At 73.6% G+C, this 17,143-nt stretch carries 14 protein-coding genes; 6 read left to right on the plus strand and 8 right to left on the minus strand.

Annotated features, from left to right (window positions below):
* Positions 1-3: 3 nt before the first annotated feature.
* The 5 genes from ACGFYP_RS25250 to ACGFYP_RS25270 all read right to left on the minus strand — a co-directional run bounded on the left by ACGFYP_RS25250 (position 4) and on the right by ACGFYP_RS25270 (position 4,807).
* Entirely contained in the window at positions 4-657 is a 654-nt protein-coding gene (locus tag ACGFYP_RS25250; RefSeq protein WP_393497702.1) for an HAD family hydrolase, read from the minus strand.
* On the minus strand, positions 654-1,724 hold the full coding sequence (locus tag ACGFYP_RS25255) for an ABC transporter ATP-binding protein (RefSeq protein WP_393497705.1): 1,071 nt from the start codon (positions 1,722-1,724) through the stop codon (positions 654-656). The genes ACGFYP_RS25250 and ACGFYP_RS25255 overlap by 4 nt, the downstream gene beginning before the upstream one ends.
* Complete coding sequence (locus ACGFYP_RS25260) at positions 1,721-2,614, minus strand: ABC transporter permease (RefSeq protein WP_393497708.1); 894 nt, start codon at positions 2,612-2,614, stop codon at positions 1,721-1,723. The genes ACGFYP_RS25255 and ACGFYP_RS25260 overlap by 4 nt, the downstream gene beginning before the upstream one ends.
* Positions 2,602-3,489, minus strand: a complete 888-nt coding sequence (locus tag ACGFYP_RS25265) for an ABC transporter permease (RefSeq protein WP_393497884.1) — start codon at positions 3,487-3,489, stop codon at positions 2,602-2,604. The genes ACGFYP_RS25260 and ACGFYP_RS25265 overlap by 13 nt, the downstream gene beginning before the upstream one ends.
* Before the next feature lie 166 nt (positions 3,490-3,655).
* Positions 3,656-4,807, minus strand: a complete 1,152-nt coding sequence (locus tag ACGFYP_RS25270) for an ABC transporter substrate-binding protein (RefSeq protein WP_393497711.1) — start codon at positions 4,805-4,807, stop codon at positions 3,656-3,658.
* Between the two features lie 95 nt (positions 4,808-4,902).
* Between ACGFYP_RS25270 and ACGFYP_RS25275 the strand changes: the two genes are divergently transcribed.
* Complete coding sequence (locus ACGFYP_RS25275; RefSeq protein WP_393497714.1) at positions 4,903-6,087, plus strand: FAD-binding protein; 1,185 nt, start codon at positions 4,903-4,905, stop codon at positions 6,085-6,087.
* On the opposite strand, the gene ACGFYP_RS25280 is transcribed toward ACGFYP_RS25275, so the two are convergent.
* Complete coding sequence (locus tag ACGFYP_RS25280; RefSeq protein WP_393497717.1) at positions 6,032-7,555, minus strand: ankyrin repeat domain-containing protein; 1,524 nt, start codon at positions 7,553-7,555, stop codon at positions 6,032-6,034. The genes ACGFYP_RS25275 and ACGFYP_RS25280 overlap by 56 nt on opposite strands.
* 180 nt (positions 7,556-7,735) lie before the next feature.
* Positions 7,736-8,620 (minus strand): hypothetical protein, encoded by an 885-nt coding sequence (locus ACGFYP_RS25285; RefSeq protein WP_393497720.1) that lies wholly within the window; start codon positions 8,618-8,620, stop codon positions 7,736-7,738.
* 159 nt (positions 8,621-8,779) lie between these two features.
* On the opposite strand from ACGFYP_RS25285, the gene ACGFYP_RS25290 reads away from it, so the two are divergent.
* Complete coding sequence (locus ACGFYP_RS25290; protein ID WP_393497723.1) at positions 8,780-9,565, plus strand: S1 family peptidase; 786 nt, start codon at positions 8,780-8,782, stop codon at positions 9,563-9,565.
* Between the two features lie 223 nt (positions 9,566-9,788).
* On the opposite strand, the gene ACGFYP_RS25295 is transcribed toward ACGFYP_RS25290, so the two are convergent.
* Positions 9,789-11,549, minus strand: a complete 1,761-nt coding sequence (locus tag ACGFYP_RS25295; RefSeq protein ID WP_393497726.1) for a beta-galactosidase family protein — start codon at positions 11,547-11,549, stop codon at positions 9,789-9,791.
* 242 nt (positions 11,550-11,791) lie between these two features.
* Here ACGFYP_RS25295 and ACGFYP_RS25300 point away from each other — a divergent pair, with 242 nt between their 5' ends.
* The 4 genes from ACGFYP_RS25300 to pepN all read left to right on the plus strand — a co-directional run bounded on the left by ACGFYP_RS25300 (position 11,792) and on the right by pepN (position 16,686).
* Positions 11,792-12,679, plus strand: coding sequence for an AraC family transcriptional regulator (locus ACGFYP_RS25300; protein ID WP_361958266.1), 888 nt, complete (start codon positions 11,792-11,794; stop codon positions 12,677-12,679).
* An 11-nt stretch (positions 12,680-12,690) separates the two neighbouring features.
* The gene (locus ACGFYP_RS25305; protein WP_361958269.1) at positions 12,691-12,999 is read left to right on the plus strand and encodes a chorismate mutase; all 309 of its coding nucleotides are present in this window, start codon (positions 12,691-12,693) and stop codon (positions 12,997-12,999) included.
* Positions 12,996-13,994, plus strand: a complete 999-nt coding sequence (locus ACGFYP_RS25310) for an asparaginase (protein WP_393497731.1) — start codon at positions 12,996-12,998, stop codon at positions 13,992-13,994. The genes ACGFYP_RS25305 and ACGFYP_RS25310 overlap by 4 nt, the downstream gene beginning before the upstream one ends.
* Positions 13,995-14,193: 199 nt before the next feature.
* A complete protein-coding gene (pepN, locus tag ACGFYP_RS25315; protein ID WP_393497734.1) occupies positions 14,194-16,686 on the plus strand; it encodes an aminopeptidase N in 2,493 nt (830 codons plus the stop codon).
* The last annotated feature ends 457 nt before the right edge of the window (positions 16,687-17,143 follow it).

Raw genomic sequence — 17,143 nt, forward strand, 5'->3', positions numbered from 1 at the left:
GGCTCACCCGACCAGGGAGTTCAGCAGCTCGGGGTCGACCTCGGTCAACGAGCCCGCCAGCGTGACGCCTTCGGTCCCGGCGAAGTCCAGCAGCGGCTCCGTCGACGGCACAGCGAGGACCCGGCACCCGGCGGCGACGGCAGAGGCGACCCCCGTCGGGCTGTCCTCCACCGCCACGCACCGCGCCGGTTCGGCGCCGAGCGCCACGGCCGCCGCCAGATACGGATCGGGCTCGGGCTTCGTCCGCACGGTGTCCTCGGAGCCGAACAGCGCGTCGAACCGGTGCCCGTCCAGGGTGCTCGCCACCTGGTCGACGACCGCCCGGGGCGAGGCCGAGACGAGCGCCGTCGGCACCCGGCGCTCGCGCAGCGCCGCGAGCAGCCGCAGCGCGCCCGGGCGGGGCGCCACCGCCACCGCGAGCCGGGCGGCGAAGTCCCCGCCCAGCTCGGCGGCCAGCTCCTCCGCCGGGGTGTCCAGGTAGGCGTGCAGCAGCTCCGCCGAGTCCTCGACCGACCGTCCCGTCACCGCCGTACGGCGTCCCGCGTCCAGGGCGCGACCCCGGCGCACGGCCGCCGACTCGACGACGTCGAGCCAGACGCCCTCGGTGTCGACGAGCGTGCCGTCCATGTCGAAGAGGACCGCCTGCAGCCGCCTCACACCACACCTCCGGCGGAGGCGAGGAGCACGGGCCGGGACTGGGGCCGGACCGAGACGGCCGCGCCCGGGGTCAGCCCGGCCGCCGCGTGCGTGGGGACGTCCGCCTTGACGTCCGTACCGTCGGGCAGGGCGATCCGCAGCCGGGTCGTCGGCCCGTGGAACGAGGTGCCGGTGACACGGGCGGTCCCGCCCTCCGTGACCTCCAGGGCCTCGGGCCGCAGCAGCACCCGTACGTCCCCGGTGCGCCCGTCCGGTTCCTCGACCGGCAGCCGGACGCCGAGCACCTCGACCTGGCCGTCGCCGACGACCCGGCCAGGCACCCGGTTCATGGTGCCGATGAACTCCGCGACGAAGTCCGTCGCGGGACGCTCGTACAACTCCGTGGGAGTGGCGCACTGTTCGAGTCGGCCGTCGTTCATCACCGCGACCCGGTCGGCCATCGACAGCGCCTCCTCCTGGTCGTGCGTGACGAAGACGGTGGTGATGCCCAGCTCCAGCTGGAGCCGGCGGATCTCCTCCCGCAGCGTCACCCGCACCTGCGCGTCGAGTGCGGAAAGCGGCTCGTCGAGCAGCAGCAGCCGGGGCCGCAGCGCCAGCGCGCGGGCCAGGGCGACCCGCTGCTGCTGGCCGCCGGAGAGCTGGTGCGGGAAGCGGTCGCCGTGGCCCGCGAGCCCCACGAGGTCGAGCAGCTCGGCGGCGCGGGCGCGCCGCTCGGCGCCCCGCACCTTGCGCATCTTCAGCCCGAAGGCCACGTTGTCGGCGGCCGTGAGGTGCGGGAAGAGGCTGTACGACTGGAACACCATCGCCGTGTCACGGCGGTTGGCGGGCACCGGCACGATGTCCTCGCCGTCGAGCAGCACCTGGCCCTCGTCGGGGCGCTCGAAACCGGCGAGCACGCGCAGCGCGGTCGTCTTGCCGCAGCCGGACGGGCCGAGCAGGGCGAGGAGTTCACCGGGAGCGACGTCGAGGTCGAGGCCGTCGAGGGCGACGGAGGAGCCGAAGGACCGGCGCAGACCGCGCAGGTGGAGAGCCGCCCCGGTCCGGGTGGGGGTGTCGGTCACGGTCATCGGGAGGTCTTTCCTAGGGAAGCCGCGAGGGCTTCGGACGTACGGGACGGGGACGACGGGGACGTACGGGACGCGGACGTACGGGACCCGCGCGGTGCGCGACGGCGCCGGTTGCCCACGGTCGTCAGCGCGAGCAGCAGCACCCAGGTCAGCAGCAGGCTGAGCAGCGACACGGCCACCGAGAGCCGGGCGTCGGAGCCGGACGCCTGCACGATCCACACCGCGAAGGGCTGGAAGCCGAGCAGCGAGGCGACCGTGAACTCGCCGAGCACCAGCGCGAGCGTCAGGAACGAGCCGTTCAGGAGCGCGCCGCGCAGATTGGGCAGCACGGCCGAGACCAGCGCGCGCGGCCAGGAGGCCCCGCAGTCCCGGGCGGCCTCCACCAGCGTGCGGACGTCGACGGAGCGCAGCCCCGCGTCGAGCGCCCGGTAGACGAACGGCAGCGCCATCACCGCGTAGGCGAGGACGAGGACGAAGGGGAAGTCCGGGTTCTGCACGGCCACGAAGGTCTGGTAGAGCGGGGTCGTGGACAGCTTCTCCGGTCCCCAGCGCAGCACGGTCCCGAGCCCGGCGGTCAGCGCCACCGGCGGCACCACCAGCGGCAGCGTGCAGACGACCTCCAGGACCGGCCGCAGCCGGGGCGCGGAGAGCCGCGCCGCGACCGCCGCGGGGATGGTGACAAGCAGGACCAGCGCGACGGTCGCCGCCGCGAGCCCGAGCGAGAGCAGCAGACTGCCGGTGAAGCCGGGCGCGGCGAAGATCCGCGTGTACGAGGAGAGGGTGAGCCCCTGCCCGGGGACGTCCAGGGTGAACACGGCGGACGCGAGCAGCGGCACCAGGAAGTAGACCCCCGCGACCAGGAGGACGACAGGACGTCCTAGGCGAGCCATCGGGTGCTCCTTCGCTGGAGGGGGAGGTGGACGGCCATCACGAGCGCCGCGACCACGACCATGTCGAGGCTCAGTGCGAGCGCCACGTTCTCCTGGCCGACCAGGACGTTGCCGGAGAGCGCGTCCGCGATCTGCAGGGTGACCAGCGGCACGGAGCTGCCGACCATCGCCGCAGCCGTCGCGTACGCGGCGAACGCGCTGCCGAAGAGCAGCACGAAGCCGCCGAGCAGGGACGGCAGCAGCACCGGGATGCCCACATGGCGCCAGTACTGCCAGGTCGTCGCCCCGTTGTCGTGGGCCGCCTCGCGCCACTGGACGCGCAGCCCGTCGAGCGCGGGCGCCACGGTCAGCACCATCAGCGGGACCAGGAAGTACAGATAGGTCAGGGAGAGGCCCCAGAACCCGTACAGCGACCAGCCGTGCTCGTCCAGGCCGAACGTGGTGGTGAGCACGCCCGCGTTGCCGAGGGTGGCGACGAAGGCGAAGGCGAGCGGGACTCCGCCGAAGTTGGCGAGCACCCCGGACGCGGTGAGGACGGCCTCGCGCAGCGCCCGGCCGCGCGAGGAGACCACGGCCTGGGCCAGGAAGAGACCGAAGACCGTGCCGGCGGCGGCGGTGAGCGCGGAGAGCCTGACGCTGCCGAGCAGCGCGGTCGCGTACGCGCCGTCCACGGACCGGGACAGGTTGTCGAGGCCGTACCCGCCGTCGGCGACGGTGAAGGCGCCGTCGGTCATGGCGAGCGCCGGGAGCCCGAAGGCGAGCGCGACGAGGAGCAGCAGCGGCAGCGCGGCGAGCCGGCCCGACGACGGCCGCCGCCGGGCCCGTCGCGCCGGGGCCGCGGGTACGGCCGGGGCCGTGGGGGAGCCGTCGGTCATGGGGGAACCGGCGGCCCCGGCTGCCACGGCCCCGGCGGTCCGGGCGGCCGTGGCGGTCCGGTCGGCCGCGGCGGCCGGGCCGGGCCCCGCCGGGGCGGCCGGGCGCGCGGTGGGCGCGCCGGCTGCCCCGGACGGGGTGGTGGAGGAGTGCGGAGTCATCGAGGCGTCACCCGGAGACGGCCGCGGCCCAGCCCTGCGACAGGGTCTCCTTGGCCTTGGCGGTCTGCTGCTCGGTGGGGAACTTCGGGGTGCCCGCGACCTTCGGCAGCGCGGCGGCGGCGGTCTTGTCGATCGTGCCGTCGGCCTCCATGGCCGGCATCAGCACGGGCCGGGCGTGACCCTTGAGCCACAGGTTCTGACCCTCGGCGCTGTACAGGTACTCCTGCCAGAGCCGGGCGGCCGCCGGGTGCGGGGCGTCCTTGTTGATGGCCTGCGAGTAGAACTGGGCGTAGACGCCGTCCGTGGGCACGGCGACCTTCCAGTCGATGCCCTTGGGCGCGAACTGCTCGGCGTAACCGGCGTTCAGGTAGTCCCAGTCGATCGAGATGGGCGTCTCGCCCTTCTCGATCGTGGCGGGGGTCGACTCGACCGGGTTGTAGTTGCCGTTCTTCTTCAGCTTGCCGAAGAAGTCGATGCCCGGCTTGATGTCGTCGAACGAACCGCCGTTGGCGAGCGCCGCCGCGTAGACGCCGCCGAAGGCCGAGCCCGACTTGGTCGGGTTGCCGTTGAGGGCGACCTTGCCCTTGTACTCGGGCTTCAGCAGGTCGGCGAAGGTCTGCGGGCAGACCTTGACGCGCTTGGCGTCGCAGCCGATGGAGACGTAGCCGCCGTAGTCGTTGAACCAGCGGCCCTGCGCGTCGCGCTGGGTCTCGGGGATCTTGCCGAAGGCGGCGACCTTGTACGGGGCGGTCAGGCCCTGCTCGCCGGCGGACTGCGCGAAGGAGGCGCCGAGGTCGAGGACGTCGGGGGCGCGGTCCTGGCCCTTGCGGGACTTCACCGCGTTGATCTCGTCCTGGCTGGAGCCGTCGGGGTTCTCGACGTTCACCTTGATGCCGTACTTCGCGGTGAAGCCGTCGATGATCGCGCCGTAGTTCGCCCAGTCGCGCGGGATGGCGATCGCGTTGAGCGTGCCCTCCTTCTTCGCGGCGGCGACCAGGGCGTCCATGCCGCCGGCTTCGGTGGCGGAGGTGGCGGTGGCGAGGTTCTTCCCGTCGGCGCCGGCGGCGCCCTTGGTGGGGGCGGCACCACAGGCGGTGAGCGTCAGGGCGGTCAGACCGAGTGCGCCGAGCAGGACGGCGGCGCGGGCAGGGGAGGTCACGCGTACTCCATGAGGGAAGGGGAGCGGGGCCAAGATGTATGAACAACTGTTGTCCATACAACTCCTGCATTACGGGGGGTCACGATGACCCCTCGGTGAACGCGAGGCGAAGCCCGCCCTGCGATTCCCCGGCGGAACGGGTTACCCGTGAGTTCGAGGCTGCCAGGGTCACCTGCGCCCGCGCCCGCACTCGCGCCCCGCCCGCGTCGCTCGGCGGGAGGCGTCGGCCCCCGGGCTCTTCCCGCTCAGCGGGAACCCCCTATGCCGTTTCGGAACACCCCCGGCGTAAGGTCCCCGAGGCCTCCGTCGAGGAGCTCGCCGCGACCGGATTCTTCAAGCTGCTCCAGCCCCGCGCCCACGGCGGCCACGCCGCCGACCCCGTCGCCTTCTGCACGGCCGTCAAGGAGATCGCGAAGGCCTGCGGCTCCACCGGCTGGGTCGCCTCGGTCGTCGGCGTCCACCCCTGGCACGTCGCCCTGTACGAGCCGAAGGCCCAGGAAGAGGTGTGGGGCGCCGACCCCGACGCCCGGATCTGCTCCTCGTACGCCCCCACCGGCAAGGTCACCCCCGTCGACGGAGGCTTCACCCTCACCGGCCGCCGGCACTTCTCGTCCGGCTGCGACCACACCGACCGGGCCCTCCTCGGCGGCCTCGTCACCGACGCCGACGGCCGCCCCGTCGACATGCGCACCTTCCTCGTCCCGCGCACCGCCTACCGCGTCGACGACGTCTGGGACACCGTCGGCCTGCGCGGCTCGGGCTCCAACGACGTCGTCTGCGAGGACGTCTTCGTCCCCGACCACCGCGCGCTCAGCTTCGGACCCGTCACCGCCCTCGACGCGCCCGGCCTCGCCGCCAACCCCGAGCCGCTCTACCGGCTCCCGTACGCCTCCGTCTTCACCACCACCATCTCCACCCCGATCGTCGGCATCGCCGAGGGCGCCTACGAGGGCCATGTCGCCGCCACCCGCGAGCGGTTCCGCGTCTCGTACGGCCAGCAGGTCGCCGAGGACCCCTTCGCCCAGGTCCGCATCGCCCGCGCGGGCGACATCGGCACCAAGGGCGGCCTGGTCACCGACGGCGACGGGCGGGTGCTGCGCGAGGACGGCGGCGCCATCGAGGGCCTGTACGCGGCCGGGAACTGCTCGGCGGCCGTGATGGGGGAGACCTATCCGGGACCGGGCGCCACGATCGGCCCCGCGATGGCCTTCGCGTGGGCGGCCGTCAACGACATCGCGGGCTCGTCCACTCCAACCGGGTCCTGGCCCGGGGGTCCTTGATGTACTCGACGGCGGCGAGCGCGGTGTCGCGGGCGGTGCCCTCCGGGTCCCCGTCGGCCAGGATCGACGCCAACACCTCTATGGCACGCGGATCCTGACGCATCGCCAGACCCCGGGCCGCCTCGGCCACCGTGTCCTCGTCGTCGTCCGCGAGCCGCGCCGCGAGCGCCTCCCGCAGGACCGGGGTGTCCTCGGGCACCTCCGCGAGCGCGAGCGTCGCCCAGTCCCGTACCCCGTGGTCGTGGTCCCGGCTCAGCGCGACCAGGGTCGCCACGGCCACCGGGTCCCCGGCGGGCACGGGCCCGGTCAGCGCGCACCCGAGCGCCCGGCGTACCTCGACGTCGGGATGGGCGGCAAGCCCCAGCATCTCGGGCAACGCCTCCGCTTCCCCGTACTGCCCGAGCGCGACGGCGACGGAGAGCGCGGGCTCACGGGCGGTGCCGGGCGTCGCAGGCCCTTCGCCGCGCGCCGCCTCCGCCGCCAGGCGGCGCAGGACCGGAAGGCCCCGGGGCGTGAAGCTGTCGAGGGCGCCCAGGACGCGGGCGCCGAGGGCGCGGCGCAGCGGGTCCTGGCTCGCGCACCAGGCGGACGCGGCCCGGAAGGACTCCTCGTCGTCGCGGGCCCCCAGCGCGCGGACCGCCTCCTTCCAGTCGTCCAACTCCGGGTCGCCGCAGCGCAGGGCCCGCGAGGCGAGCTCCTCGGGCGCGACCCGTACACCGAGCGCGCCCTCCAGGAGCGTGGCGACCGCCGCGTGCCCGGTCTGCTGCTCGTTGCCCCTGCTCGGCGCGCCGTCCTCCCGCAACACGTCGACGACGACGGTCACCCCACCGTCCTCCCGCACCCGCCGCACCACGGTCTCGGGAGCCCCCTCGGGCCCGCCTTCGGGTCCGCCCGCGCCTTCGGGTCCGCCCGTGTCGAGCAGCCCGCGCCGCAGCTCCTCGGCGATGTCCACGCCGATCCAGCGCCGCGCCTCGCGCAGCGCGTCCTCGGCCGGTCCGGCGCCGAACTCCAGGAGCGCCCGCACGCTCGCGGTCGAGCCGCGCCGCGCGGCCGCCACCAGCGGCGGCAGCCCGTCGGGCCCGGGCCGACTCGGGGCGGCGCCGTGTTCGAGCAGGATCCGTACCGTCTCCGCGTGCCCGAGCCGCACCGCCCAGTCCAGGGCCGTGAAGCCGTACGCCTCCGCCTGGTCGGCCGCCGCTCCGGCGGCGAGCAGCGCCCGCACCACCTCCGCGTGCCCGCCGCAGGCCGCCCCGCACAGCGGCAGGTCCCCGGCCTCCTCGCCGCTGCCCCGCGCCGGATCCGCGCCTGCGGCAAGGAGGAGCCGGACGATCCCCGGCTCGTTCGCCACGGCCGCCCGGTACAGCACGGTCTCCCCGTCCTCGTCGGCCGTCTCGGCGGAGGCGCCGGCCCGCAGGGCGCGCACCACGGCGTCGGCCCCCTCGTGCAATGCGTCGAACAGCGTGCTCATCCACCGACCTTCACCCGCCGGGCCGATCCGGCGCAAATGAGTTGGCGCGCCCAGGCGCGCGCCCAGGCGCACGCCCAGGCGCATGCGCAGAGCCCGGCACACGTCCGGCCAAACGTCCAAGCACACCCCGACACACGCCCCGGACCCCGCCCCCGCGCCCTCGCCCGCCCCGCGAACGTCCTACGCGTCGCACTCCAGGACCGTCCCGCACACCCCGCACCTGGCGCGAACCCGCCGCCCCGCCGGCACCCTCAGTCGCTGCCGGCACACCGGACACGGGAAGGAGACCCGCGCCGAGGCCCCGCTCCCCTCGAAGGCGTACGGAGCGTCCGCCGCCGCCCGCCCGTAGCGGCGGTCCTTCGCGTACCGGTGCCGGGCCGCCCACCCGGCCGCCGCCAGCGGGGGCCGCCGGGAGTCCCGTACCGCCTCCTCCCGTCCCCGCGTCCACGCCTCGTACGCCCGCGGGCTGGTGAACCACGGAGAGGGGTCCTCCCCGAACACCTCCGCCCGCTTGGCCAGCACGTACCCGAACTCCTCCGGCGTCAGATAGCCCAGCTTCTGGCTGGACATCCCGTCCTCCCGGAACGCGTCGAGCAGCAGCCAGCCCGCCCCCAGATAGGTGGTCACCACATCGGTGAGGATCTCGTTGTCCCGGGTGCCGGGAAAGTCGAGGTCGAGGCGGTGCAGGAGCACGTGCGTGATCTCATGGGCGAGCGCCGCGCCCACGTCCCTGCGGTGGCCGCGGAAGCGGTCGTTCAGCTCGACGAAGTACTCGGGTCCGGCCGCCAGTTCGACGGTCGCCGCGTGCTCCATCTGCCGGAAGCTCACGATCATCCGGGCCTCGGGCAGCCGCAGATGGTGCACCAGGGCCCTGGCGACCCGCTGCGCCCCGAGGTGGAGGTCCTCCTCGCCGGAGAAGGCGACGGCCGTCGCGGGCACGCTCGCCACGTACTGCCGTACCCCGTCCGCCGAGAGCCGCCGGTACAGCGCGGTGATCGCGGCCCGGACCGTGGCGAGGTGCGGGAACCCGTGCTCCACCGTGTCGGCTCCGCTTCCGTTCGGCACGCGGCACCCCCTTCCCTCCACCACTGTACGAGTCCGCGCGGTGCCACCGCGCTGGCCGAAATCGTCCCCTTGTGGCCCCCGCCGGGCGCTGTCCATAATCCGGACCAAACCTTGACGGGCACATGCCATCAAGGCGAACCCCCCACGAAAGGCAGACACTTGAAGAAGAACAGGTTCGTCCGCGCCCTGCAGAGAATCGCCGCGGCCGGCGTCGTCGTCCTCGCCGCCGTCAGCCTCCAGCCCTCCACCACCGCCTCCGCCGCGCCCGCGCCCGTCGTCGGCGGTACCCGCGCCGCCCAGGGCGAGTTCCCCTGGATGGTCCGGCTCTCCATGGGCTGTGGTGGCTCGATGCTGACCCCGCAGATCGTCCTCACCGCCGCCCACTGTGTGAGCGGCTCCGGCAACAACACCAGCATCACCGCCACCGTCGGCGTCGTGGACCTCCAGTCCAGCAGCGCCATCAAGGTCAGGTCCACCAAGGTCCTCCAGGCCCCCGGCTACAACGGCTCGGGCAAGGACTGGGCCCTGATCAAGCTGGCCTCGCCGATCACCTCGGTGCCCACCCTGAAGATCGCCGAGACGACCGCGTACAACAGCGGCACGTTCACCGTCGCCGGCTGGGGTGCCGCACGCGAGGGCGGCGCGCAGCAGCGCTACCTGCTCAAGGCCACCGTCCCGTTCGTCTCGGACACCGACTGCAAGAAGGCCTACGGCAGCGACCTCATCGCGGGCGAGGAGATCTGCGCCGGCCTCCCCCAGGGCGGCGTCGACACCTGCCAGGGTGACTCCGGCGGCCCGATGTTCCGCCGCGACAACGCCGGTGCCTGGATCCAGGTCGGCATCGTGAGCTGGGGCCAGGGCTGCGCCCGCCCGAACTACCCCGGCGTGTACACCGAGGTCTCGACCTTCGCCGCCCAGATCAAGTCCGCGGCGGCCACCCTCTAGTACGACCCCGAGCGGGTGCGGGGCTCCGCCGCCCCGTACCCGCTCCGCACGCACCACAGGCACGACAGGCACCACTCCGGGCGGGTACGGGACGGGCCTCCGCCCCCGTACCCGCCCGTCCCCGTCGGTCCCGCCCGTCCCCGTCGGTCCCGCCCGTCCCCGTCGGTCCCGTCGTCCCTGCCGGACCCCGTCGGCTTCTGTCGGTCCCGCCCAGCCCGTACGCCTACGCGAGCCGCACCGACTCCGGCGCCCCGCCCTCCAGTTCGAGGACCCACACCTCGTTGGCGCCCTCCCGGAGCACCGGGCCCGGCACGAACAGCGACTCCTGCGGGCCGACACCCCAGTACCGGCCCAGGCAGAAACCGTTCACCCACACGAAGCCCCGCGTCCCGCCCGGCAGCGAGAGCGCCGCGTCACCCGGCCCCGACACCTCCACGACCGCCCGGTAGAGCCCCGGTGGTCCGTCGGAGACCGCCGCCTCGGCCACCACCGGCCGGAACGGCACCTTCGCCACCGCCCCCGCCTCGAAGGCGTCAAGACGCAAGCCCCGGGCCCGCACCCCGTGCAGATACTGCCGCTCGTGCCGGACCCCGCCCGTGATCCCCTTCGGCTCCGCCACCCGCGGCCCGTAGTTGACCCGCCCGAGCGACTCCACCCACAGCTCCACCACCGCAGGTCCCGCCACCGGCTCAGGCAGCGCCCCGTCCTCCGCCGTCAGGACGCCCGCCCGCACCCCGTCCACGTACACCACCGCACGGTCCCGCAGCCCGGTCACGACCAGCGGATACGGCTGCCGCGGCCCGGGGATCTCCAGCCGGTACCGCACCAGACCCCGGTCCACCCCCAGCTCCTCGAAGGTCGGCGGCACGGCCGTCACCGACTCCTCGTCGCCGAGGGCCTCCAGGACCTCCGCCGGCGGCGCCCACTCCGCCAAGCCCGCCGCCACCGGCCCCGCGATCCGCCGAGGCGGCTCCGGCACCTCGGGCAGCGGACCCTCCACGTACTCCGCGAGCACCTCCCGGAACCGCCAGAACTTCTCCGTCGGCAGCCCCGCCTCGTCGATCGGCGCGTCGTAGTCGTACGAGGTCACCGTCGGCCGCAGCTCACCGTCGTGCCACTCGCCGGTCCGGTTCGCCCCCGCCCAACCCGCGAAGTTCGTACCCCCGTGCGCCATGTAGACGTTCACCGACGCCCCGCACTCCAGGATCTCCCGCAGCGCCGCCGCCGCGTCCCCCGCGTCCCGTACGGAATGCTCCGTACCCCAGTGGTCGAACCAGCCGCACCAGAACTCCATGCACATCAGCGGCCCCGACGGCCGGTGCCGCCGCAGCTCCGCGAACGCCTCCCGCGCCCCCGAGCCGAAGTTCGCCGTCACCAGGACACCCGGCACCGACCCGCCCGTCAGCATGTGGTCCTCCGGGCCGTCCGAGGTGAACAGCGGCACCTCCACACCGCAGTCGAGCAGCAGATCCGCGACCCGGCGCAGATATGCCTGGTCCGAGCCGTAACTCCCGTACTCGTTCTCCACCTGGACCATGATCACCGGCCCGCCCCGGCCGATCTGCCGCTCCACCACCTGCGGCAGCAGCGCACGGAACCAGCGCTCCACATGGCCCAGGAACTCGGCGTCGTCCGTCCGCACCCGCCGCCCCAGGCGCCCCGTCAGCCAGTGCGGCAGCCCGCCGTTCTCCCACTCGGCGCAGATGTAAGGACCCGGCCGCACGATCGCCCACATCCCGGCCGCCGCCACGGCGTCCAGGAACCGCCCGAGTGCCGCCACGTCCCCGTACCGGCCGGGCTCCGGCTCGTACAGGTTCCACGGCACGTACGTCTCCACACAGTTCAGGCCCATCGCGCGGAGCATCCCCAGCCGATGACCCCACTGCTCCTCGTGCACCCGGAAGTAGTGCAGCGCCCCCGACAGCAGCCGCACCGGCCGGCCGTCCAGAAGAAAATCCTCGTCACCCACAGCGAACGTGCTCATGGCCTCACCTTCGCCCTCTGGCGCCGGAGGGGTCCATGGACAAAGATCGTCGCTGTTTGGACGGAAGAGCGGTGCGGAAGAGCGCCACGGAAGCAGCCCGAAGAGCTCGCGCGAAGCAGCACGGAAGCCAGGCACGGACGCCCAACACGGAAGCCAGGCACGGAAGCCCAACACGGAAGACCGGCACAGCAGAGCAGCACGCAAGAGCGGCGCGGATGCGGCGGAGGAAGGCAGGTACGCCGATGTATCACACCTGGATGCGTTACTTCACGCCCAGCCCGGTCCACCACCGCCTCGGGCTCGTCTGCCTCGGCGTCGGACTCCAGCACGGCACCCTGCCCACCGTCGGCCCCCGCACCCTCGACCACCACGTCGCCGTCGTCGTCAGCGCCGGCAGCGGCTGGTACCGGGGCCCCGACGGCCGCCGTACGACCATCACCGCACCCGCCCTGATCTGGCTCACCCCCGGCGTACCCCACCACTACTCCGCCGACCCCGAAACCGGCTGGGACGAGTCCTTCGTCGACTTCGCGGGACCCGCCACCACCACGTACACCGAGCTCGGCTACATCGAACCCGACCGGCCCGTCGTCCCCCTCTCCGACGCCGCCCCCGCCCGCGCCGCCGTCGGCCGCATCGCCCGCGCCGCCCGCCGGGGCAACCCCCTCCTGGAGGTCGAGACCGGCGCCGCCGTCCACGAACTCCTCGTCGCCCTGCGCCGCGCCCGCGCCGACACCAACGCCGACGGCGACCCCGTCCTCACCGCCCTCGCCCGCGACGCCTTCCGGCCGCTGTCCGTCGCCGAACACGCCGCCCGGCACGGCATGACCCAGACCGAACTCCGTACCGCCGTCCGCCGGGCCGCGGGCTGCAGCCCCAAGGACTACCTCCTCACCATCCGTCTCGGCCGCGCCAAGGAACTCCTCGCCGCCACCGAACTGCCCGTCGCCGCCGTCGCCCGCCGCGTCGGCTACGACGACCCCGCCTACTTCTCCCGGCTCTTCACCCGCCGGGTCGGCACGGCCCCCGTCCGCTTCCGTGAACAGCAGGGCAGGGCCGTCCCCGGCGGCTGGAGCAACCGCATCCCGGATCCCGAACACCCACCGACGATCGCCTCGCGATCCGTCTAAGCTCGCTGCTCATGAGTGAGATCGACGAGTCCGTCACCACGGAACTGACCCGGCTGCGCGAAAGCATCGACAACATCGACGCGGCGGTCGTCCACATGCTCGCCGAACGCTTCAAGTGCACCCAGCAGGTCGGCGTCCTCAAGGCCCGCCACCAGCTCCCGCCCGCCGACCCCGCACGCGAGGCCCGTCAGATCGCCCGGCTGCGCGAACTGGCCGAGAGCGCGAAACTGGATCCGGCGTTCGCCGAGAAACTCCTGAACTTCATCATCGCCGAGGTCATTCGCCACCACGAGACCATCGCGGACGGAGCACAACCATGAACCGCGTCACCGTCTTCACCCTCGGCGGCACCATCTCCGCCCGCGGCGGCGACGCCAGCCGCATGACGGGCACGGAGGTCCTCGCCGGCCTGGGCCTCGCCGACGCCGCCGCCACCGACGTCGAGCTGCGCGACTTCCGCCGCCTCCCCAGCTCCTCCCTCACCTTCGAGGACCTCGCGGCCCTCGCCCACGACGTCCGCGAGGCCATCGCCGCCGGATCCGGCGTCGTCGTGGTCCAGGGCACCGACACCCTGGAGGAGACCGCCTTCCTCCTCGACCTGCTCTGCGAGACCACCCGGCCCGTCGTCGTCACCGGCGCCATGCGCCGCCCCGACCTGCCCGGCGCCGACGGCCCCGCCAACCTCGCCGCCGCGATCACCGTGGCCGCCGACCCCGGCTGCGCGGGCCTCGGCGTCCTCGTCGTCCTCGCCGACGAGATCCACGCCGCCCGCCTCGTCCGCAAGACCCACACCACCTCCGTCACCACCTTCGCCTCCCCGGGCGCAGGCCCCCTCGGCACCGTCGTCGAAGGCGAACCCCGCATCCTGCTCCGCCCCGCCGGCACCAGCGCGATCCACCCCCTCCACTTCGATCCGGCCGTACGGATCGCTCTCGTCGCCCTCTCCGTCGGCGACCGGGGCGAACTCCTCGACGACATCGACTCCCGCCACGACGGCCTCGTCGTCGCCGCCTTCGGCGCGGGCCACGTCCCCACCTGGCTCGTCGACCCCCTGGAGCGGCTCGCCGGCCGGATCCCCGTCGTCCTCGCCTCCCGCACCGGCGCCGGCGCGACCCTCACCCACACCTACCGGGGCCCCGGCTCCGAACACGACCTCCTGCACCGGGGCCTCATCCCCGCAGGGCCGCTCGACCCGGCCAAGGCCCGGCTCCTCCTCCACGCCCTCCTCTCCACCGGCGCCAAGAGCCCCAGCGGCTACGACCGCCCCGGGATCACCGCCGCCTTCGCGCACGTCACCGGCGCGGGCCTCGCCTGACAAGAGCGCGCCCGACGAGAGCGCGCCCGACGCCCCGTGGCCGAGCTCGCGGCGGAGACGAGCTCCGCCGCCGAGCCCGCGGCGGAAACGAGGCCCGCCGCCCGGCTCTCGGAGGAAACGACGACCCGCCGCTGAGCTCTCGGCGGAACTGGGCGGAACCCCCGTGCCCCGCCACCACCCCATCGGGCAGCATGGGCCCATGTCCGTACTGACGCGCGACGAAGCGCAGACCCGTGCCCAGCTCCTCGACATCGAGCACTACACGGTCGACCTCGACCTCACCACAGGCGACGAGACCTTCGAATCCACGACCGCGATCCGGTTCACCGCCCGCACCGCCGGGGACACGTTCGTCGAGCTGAAGCCCGTCACGCTCCACTCCGCCACCCTGGACGGCACCCCCCTCGACCCCGCCACACTCGCCGAGAACCGCCTCCCCCTCAGCCTCACCCAGGGCGAGCACGAACTGCGCGTCAGCACCACCATGCGCTACTCCCGCACCGGCGAGGGCATGCACCGCTTCACCGACCCGACGGACGGCGAGGCGTACGTCTACACCCAGGCGTTCATGGAAGACATCCAGCGCGTCTTCGCCGCCTTCGACCAGCCCGACCTCAAAGCCGTCTTCGACGTGAGCGTCACGGCCCCCGAAGGCTGGACCGTCCTCGCCAACGGCATCACCGAGCAGCAGCCCGACGGCCGCTGGAAGGCCGCCACCACCCCGCTGCTCTCCACGTACTTCGTCTGCGTCGCCGCCGGCCCCTGGCACTCCGTCCGCACCGAACACGCCGGATTGCCCTTCGCCCTCCACTGCCGGCGCTCCCTCGCCCCCCACCTCGACATCGACGCCGACGAGATCCTCGACATCACCAAGGCCTGCTTCGACCGCTTCCACGAGAAGTTCGACGAGCCCTACCCCTTCGACTCCTACGACCAGGCCTTCGTACCCGAGTTCAACGCCGGCGCCATGGAGAACCCCGGCCTCGTCACCTTCCGCGACGAGTTCGTCTACCGCTCCGCCGTCACCGTCACCGAACGCCAGACCCGTGCGATGGTCATCGCCCACGAGATGGCCCACATGTGGTTCGGCGACCTCGTCACCCTGCAGTGGTGGGACGACATCTGGCTCAACGAGTCCTTCGCCGAGTACATGGGCTACCAGACGATCAACGAAGCGTGCTCCGACCGCTTCCCCGACACCTGGATCGACTTCGGCATCGAGCGCAAGGCCTGGGGTTACGACGCCGACCAGCGCCCCTCCACCCACCCCGTCGCGCCCGACCCCGACGCTGTCCCCGACACCGCGTCCGCGCTGCTCAACTTCGACGGCATCTCCTACGCCAAGGGCGCCTCGGCCCTGCGCCAACTCGTCGCCTGGATGGGGGAGAAGGACTTCCTCGCCGGCATCAACACGCACTTCAAGCGCCACCGCTTCGGCAACGCCACCCTCGCCGACTTCATCGACAACCTCGCCTCCGCCACCGACCGTGACGTCCACGCCTGGGCCGACGAGTGGCTCCGCACCACCGGCGTCGACACCCTCACCTCCGAACTCGGCGGCGACGAGACCCGCACCACGCTCACCGTCCACCAGCACGGCAGCCGCCCGCACCGCATCGCCGTCGGCGTCCACGACCGCGACCTCGTCGACAGCCGTCGCCTCGTCCCGCGCGAGCACCTGGAGATCGACGTCCCGCAGACCGAGCCCCTCGAACTGCCCGGCCCGCGGCCCGCCCTCGTGGTCCTCAACGACGGCGACCTCAGCTACGCCAAGGTCCGCCTGGACGAGCACTCCCTGGAGAACGCCCTGCGCGGTCTCTCCGGCATCCCCGACGCCCTCACGCGCGCCGTCGTCTGGAACACCCTGCGCGACATGGTCCGCGACGGCGAACTGGAGCCCGACGCCTACCTCACGACCGCGGTGGCCCACCTCCCCGAGGAGACGGACCTGGCCATCGTGCAGGGCGTCCTCGCCTTCGCCCGCACCCAGATCGCCGACCGCTACCTCCCGCTCGACGAACGTCCCGCGGCCCTCGCGCAGCTCACGGCCCTGGCCCGCACCCTCATCCGCCACACCGAGGACGGCGACGCACCCGGACTGCGCCTCACCGCCGTTCGTACGTTCATCAGCAGCGCCACCCAGCCCGACACCATCGCCGGCTGGCTCGCGGACGGAACCGTCCCCGGCGGCCCCGAGATCGACCCCGAACTGCGCTGGCGCATCCTCGCCCGCCTCGCCGTCCTCGGCGCCGTCGACGACGCCGCGATCGACGCCGAACTGGCACGCGACCCCAGCGCCACCGGCCAGGAAGGCGCCGCCCGCTGTCGCGCCGCCCTGCCCACCCCGGAGGCGAAGGCGGCCGCCTGGTCCCGCCTCTTCGACACGGACGACCTCTCCAACTACCTCTTCACGGCCACGGCCCAGGGCTTCTGGCAGCCCGAACAGGCCGAACTGGTACGGGAGTACGTCCCCCGCTTCTACCCGGCGGCCATCGCACTCGGCGCCCGCCGAGGCCCGGCCATCGCGGAGGCGGCGGGCCGCCACGCCTTCCCGGCGTACGCGATCGACCAGGACTCCCTGGCCCTGGGCGAATCCCACCTCGAGGACCCCACCCTCACCCCGGCCCTCCACCGCAAGCTGACCGACCAACTCGCCGACCTCCACCGAGCCCTGAAGACCCGCAAGCCCTAGGTCGCGTCCGGAAAGTCTGGCCTGGCTCGCGACGCCCGGCACGCACGCTCGCCGCGTTGCCGAAATGCCCACGTAGCTCCGCTACGAGAGCATCCCGGCGCCTTGCGATCGCACGCACCGGACGCCGCGAGCCCCGCCCTTCGGGCGGACGACCATACTTTCCGGACACTCCCTAACCGGCCGGGCCCGGCCCGGATCCCATCCCACCCACCATCCGGCCCCGAAACCCACCGGCCGGGCCCGGGACCCGCCCGCCCCGGCCGGGCCCGGGACCCGCCCGCCCCGGCCGGGCCCGGGACCCGCCCACCCCCACCCACCCCGGCCGGAGGCTTCGCCCCGCCCAACAACCCCCGCCCACCCCGGTTGTGGGCCATCGTTCCGCAGGGCGGAACGGGTGGGCACAACCCGACCACCGGGCCGCACCACGAGCCGTCCATCACGGGGGACGGGGCCTTGT

This window comes from Streptomyces sp. NPDC048370, assembly GCF_043200825.1.
Classification (GTDB): domain Bacteria; phylum Actinomycetota; class Actinomycetes; order Streptomycetales; family Streptomycetaceae; genus Streptomyces.

Excerpts from the sequence above, each read along its gene's own strand:
- ACGFYP_RS25265 (WP_393497884.1), bottom strand. The coding sequence starts at position 3,489 with ATGACCGACGGCTCCCCCACGGCCCCGGCCGTACCCGCGGCCCCGGCG.
- ACGFYP_RS25300 (WP_361958266.1), top strand. The coding sequence starts at position 11,792 with ATGTATCACACCTGGATGCGTTACTTCACGCCCAGCCCGGTCCACCAC.
- ACGFYP_RS25305 (WP_361958269.1), top strand. The coding sequence starts at position 12,691 with ATGAGTGAGATCGACGAGTCCGTCACCACGGAACTGACCCGGCTGCGC.
- pepN (WP_393497734.1), top strand. The coding sequence starts at position 14,194 with ATGTCCGTACTGACGCGCGACGAAGCGCAGACCCGTGCCCAGCTCCTC.
- ACGFYP_RS25310 (WP_393497731.1), top strand. The coding sequence starts at position 12,996 with ATGAACCGCGTCACCGTCTTCACCCTCGGCGGCACCATCTCCGCCCGC.
- ACGFYP_RS25255 (WP_393497705.1), bottom strand. The coding sequence starts at position 1,724 with ATGACCGTGACCGACACCCCCACCCGGACCGGGGCGGCTCTCCACCTG.
- ACGFYP_RS25295 (WP_393497726.1), bottom strand. The coding sequence starts at position 11,549 with ATGAGCACGTTCGCTGTGGGTGACGAGGATTTTCTTCTGGACGGCCGG.
- ACGFYP_RS25260 (WP_393497708.1), bottom strand. The coding sequence starts at position 2,614 with ATGGCTCGCCTAGGACGTCCTGTCGTCCTCCTGGTCGCGGGGGTCTAC.
- ACGFYP_RS25280 (WP_393497717.1), bottom strand. The coding sequence starts at position 7,555 with ATGAGCACGCTGTTCGACGCATTGCACGAGGGGGCCGACGCCGTGGTG.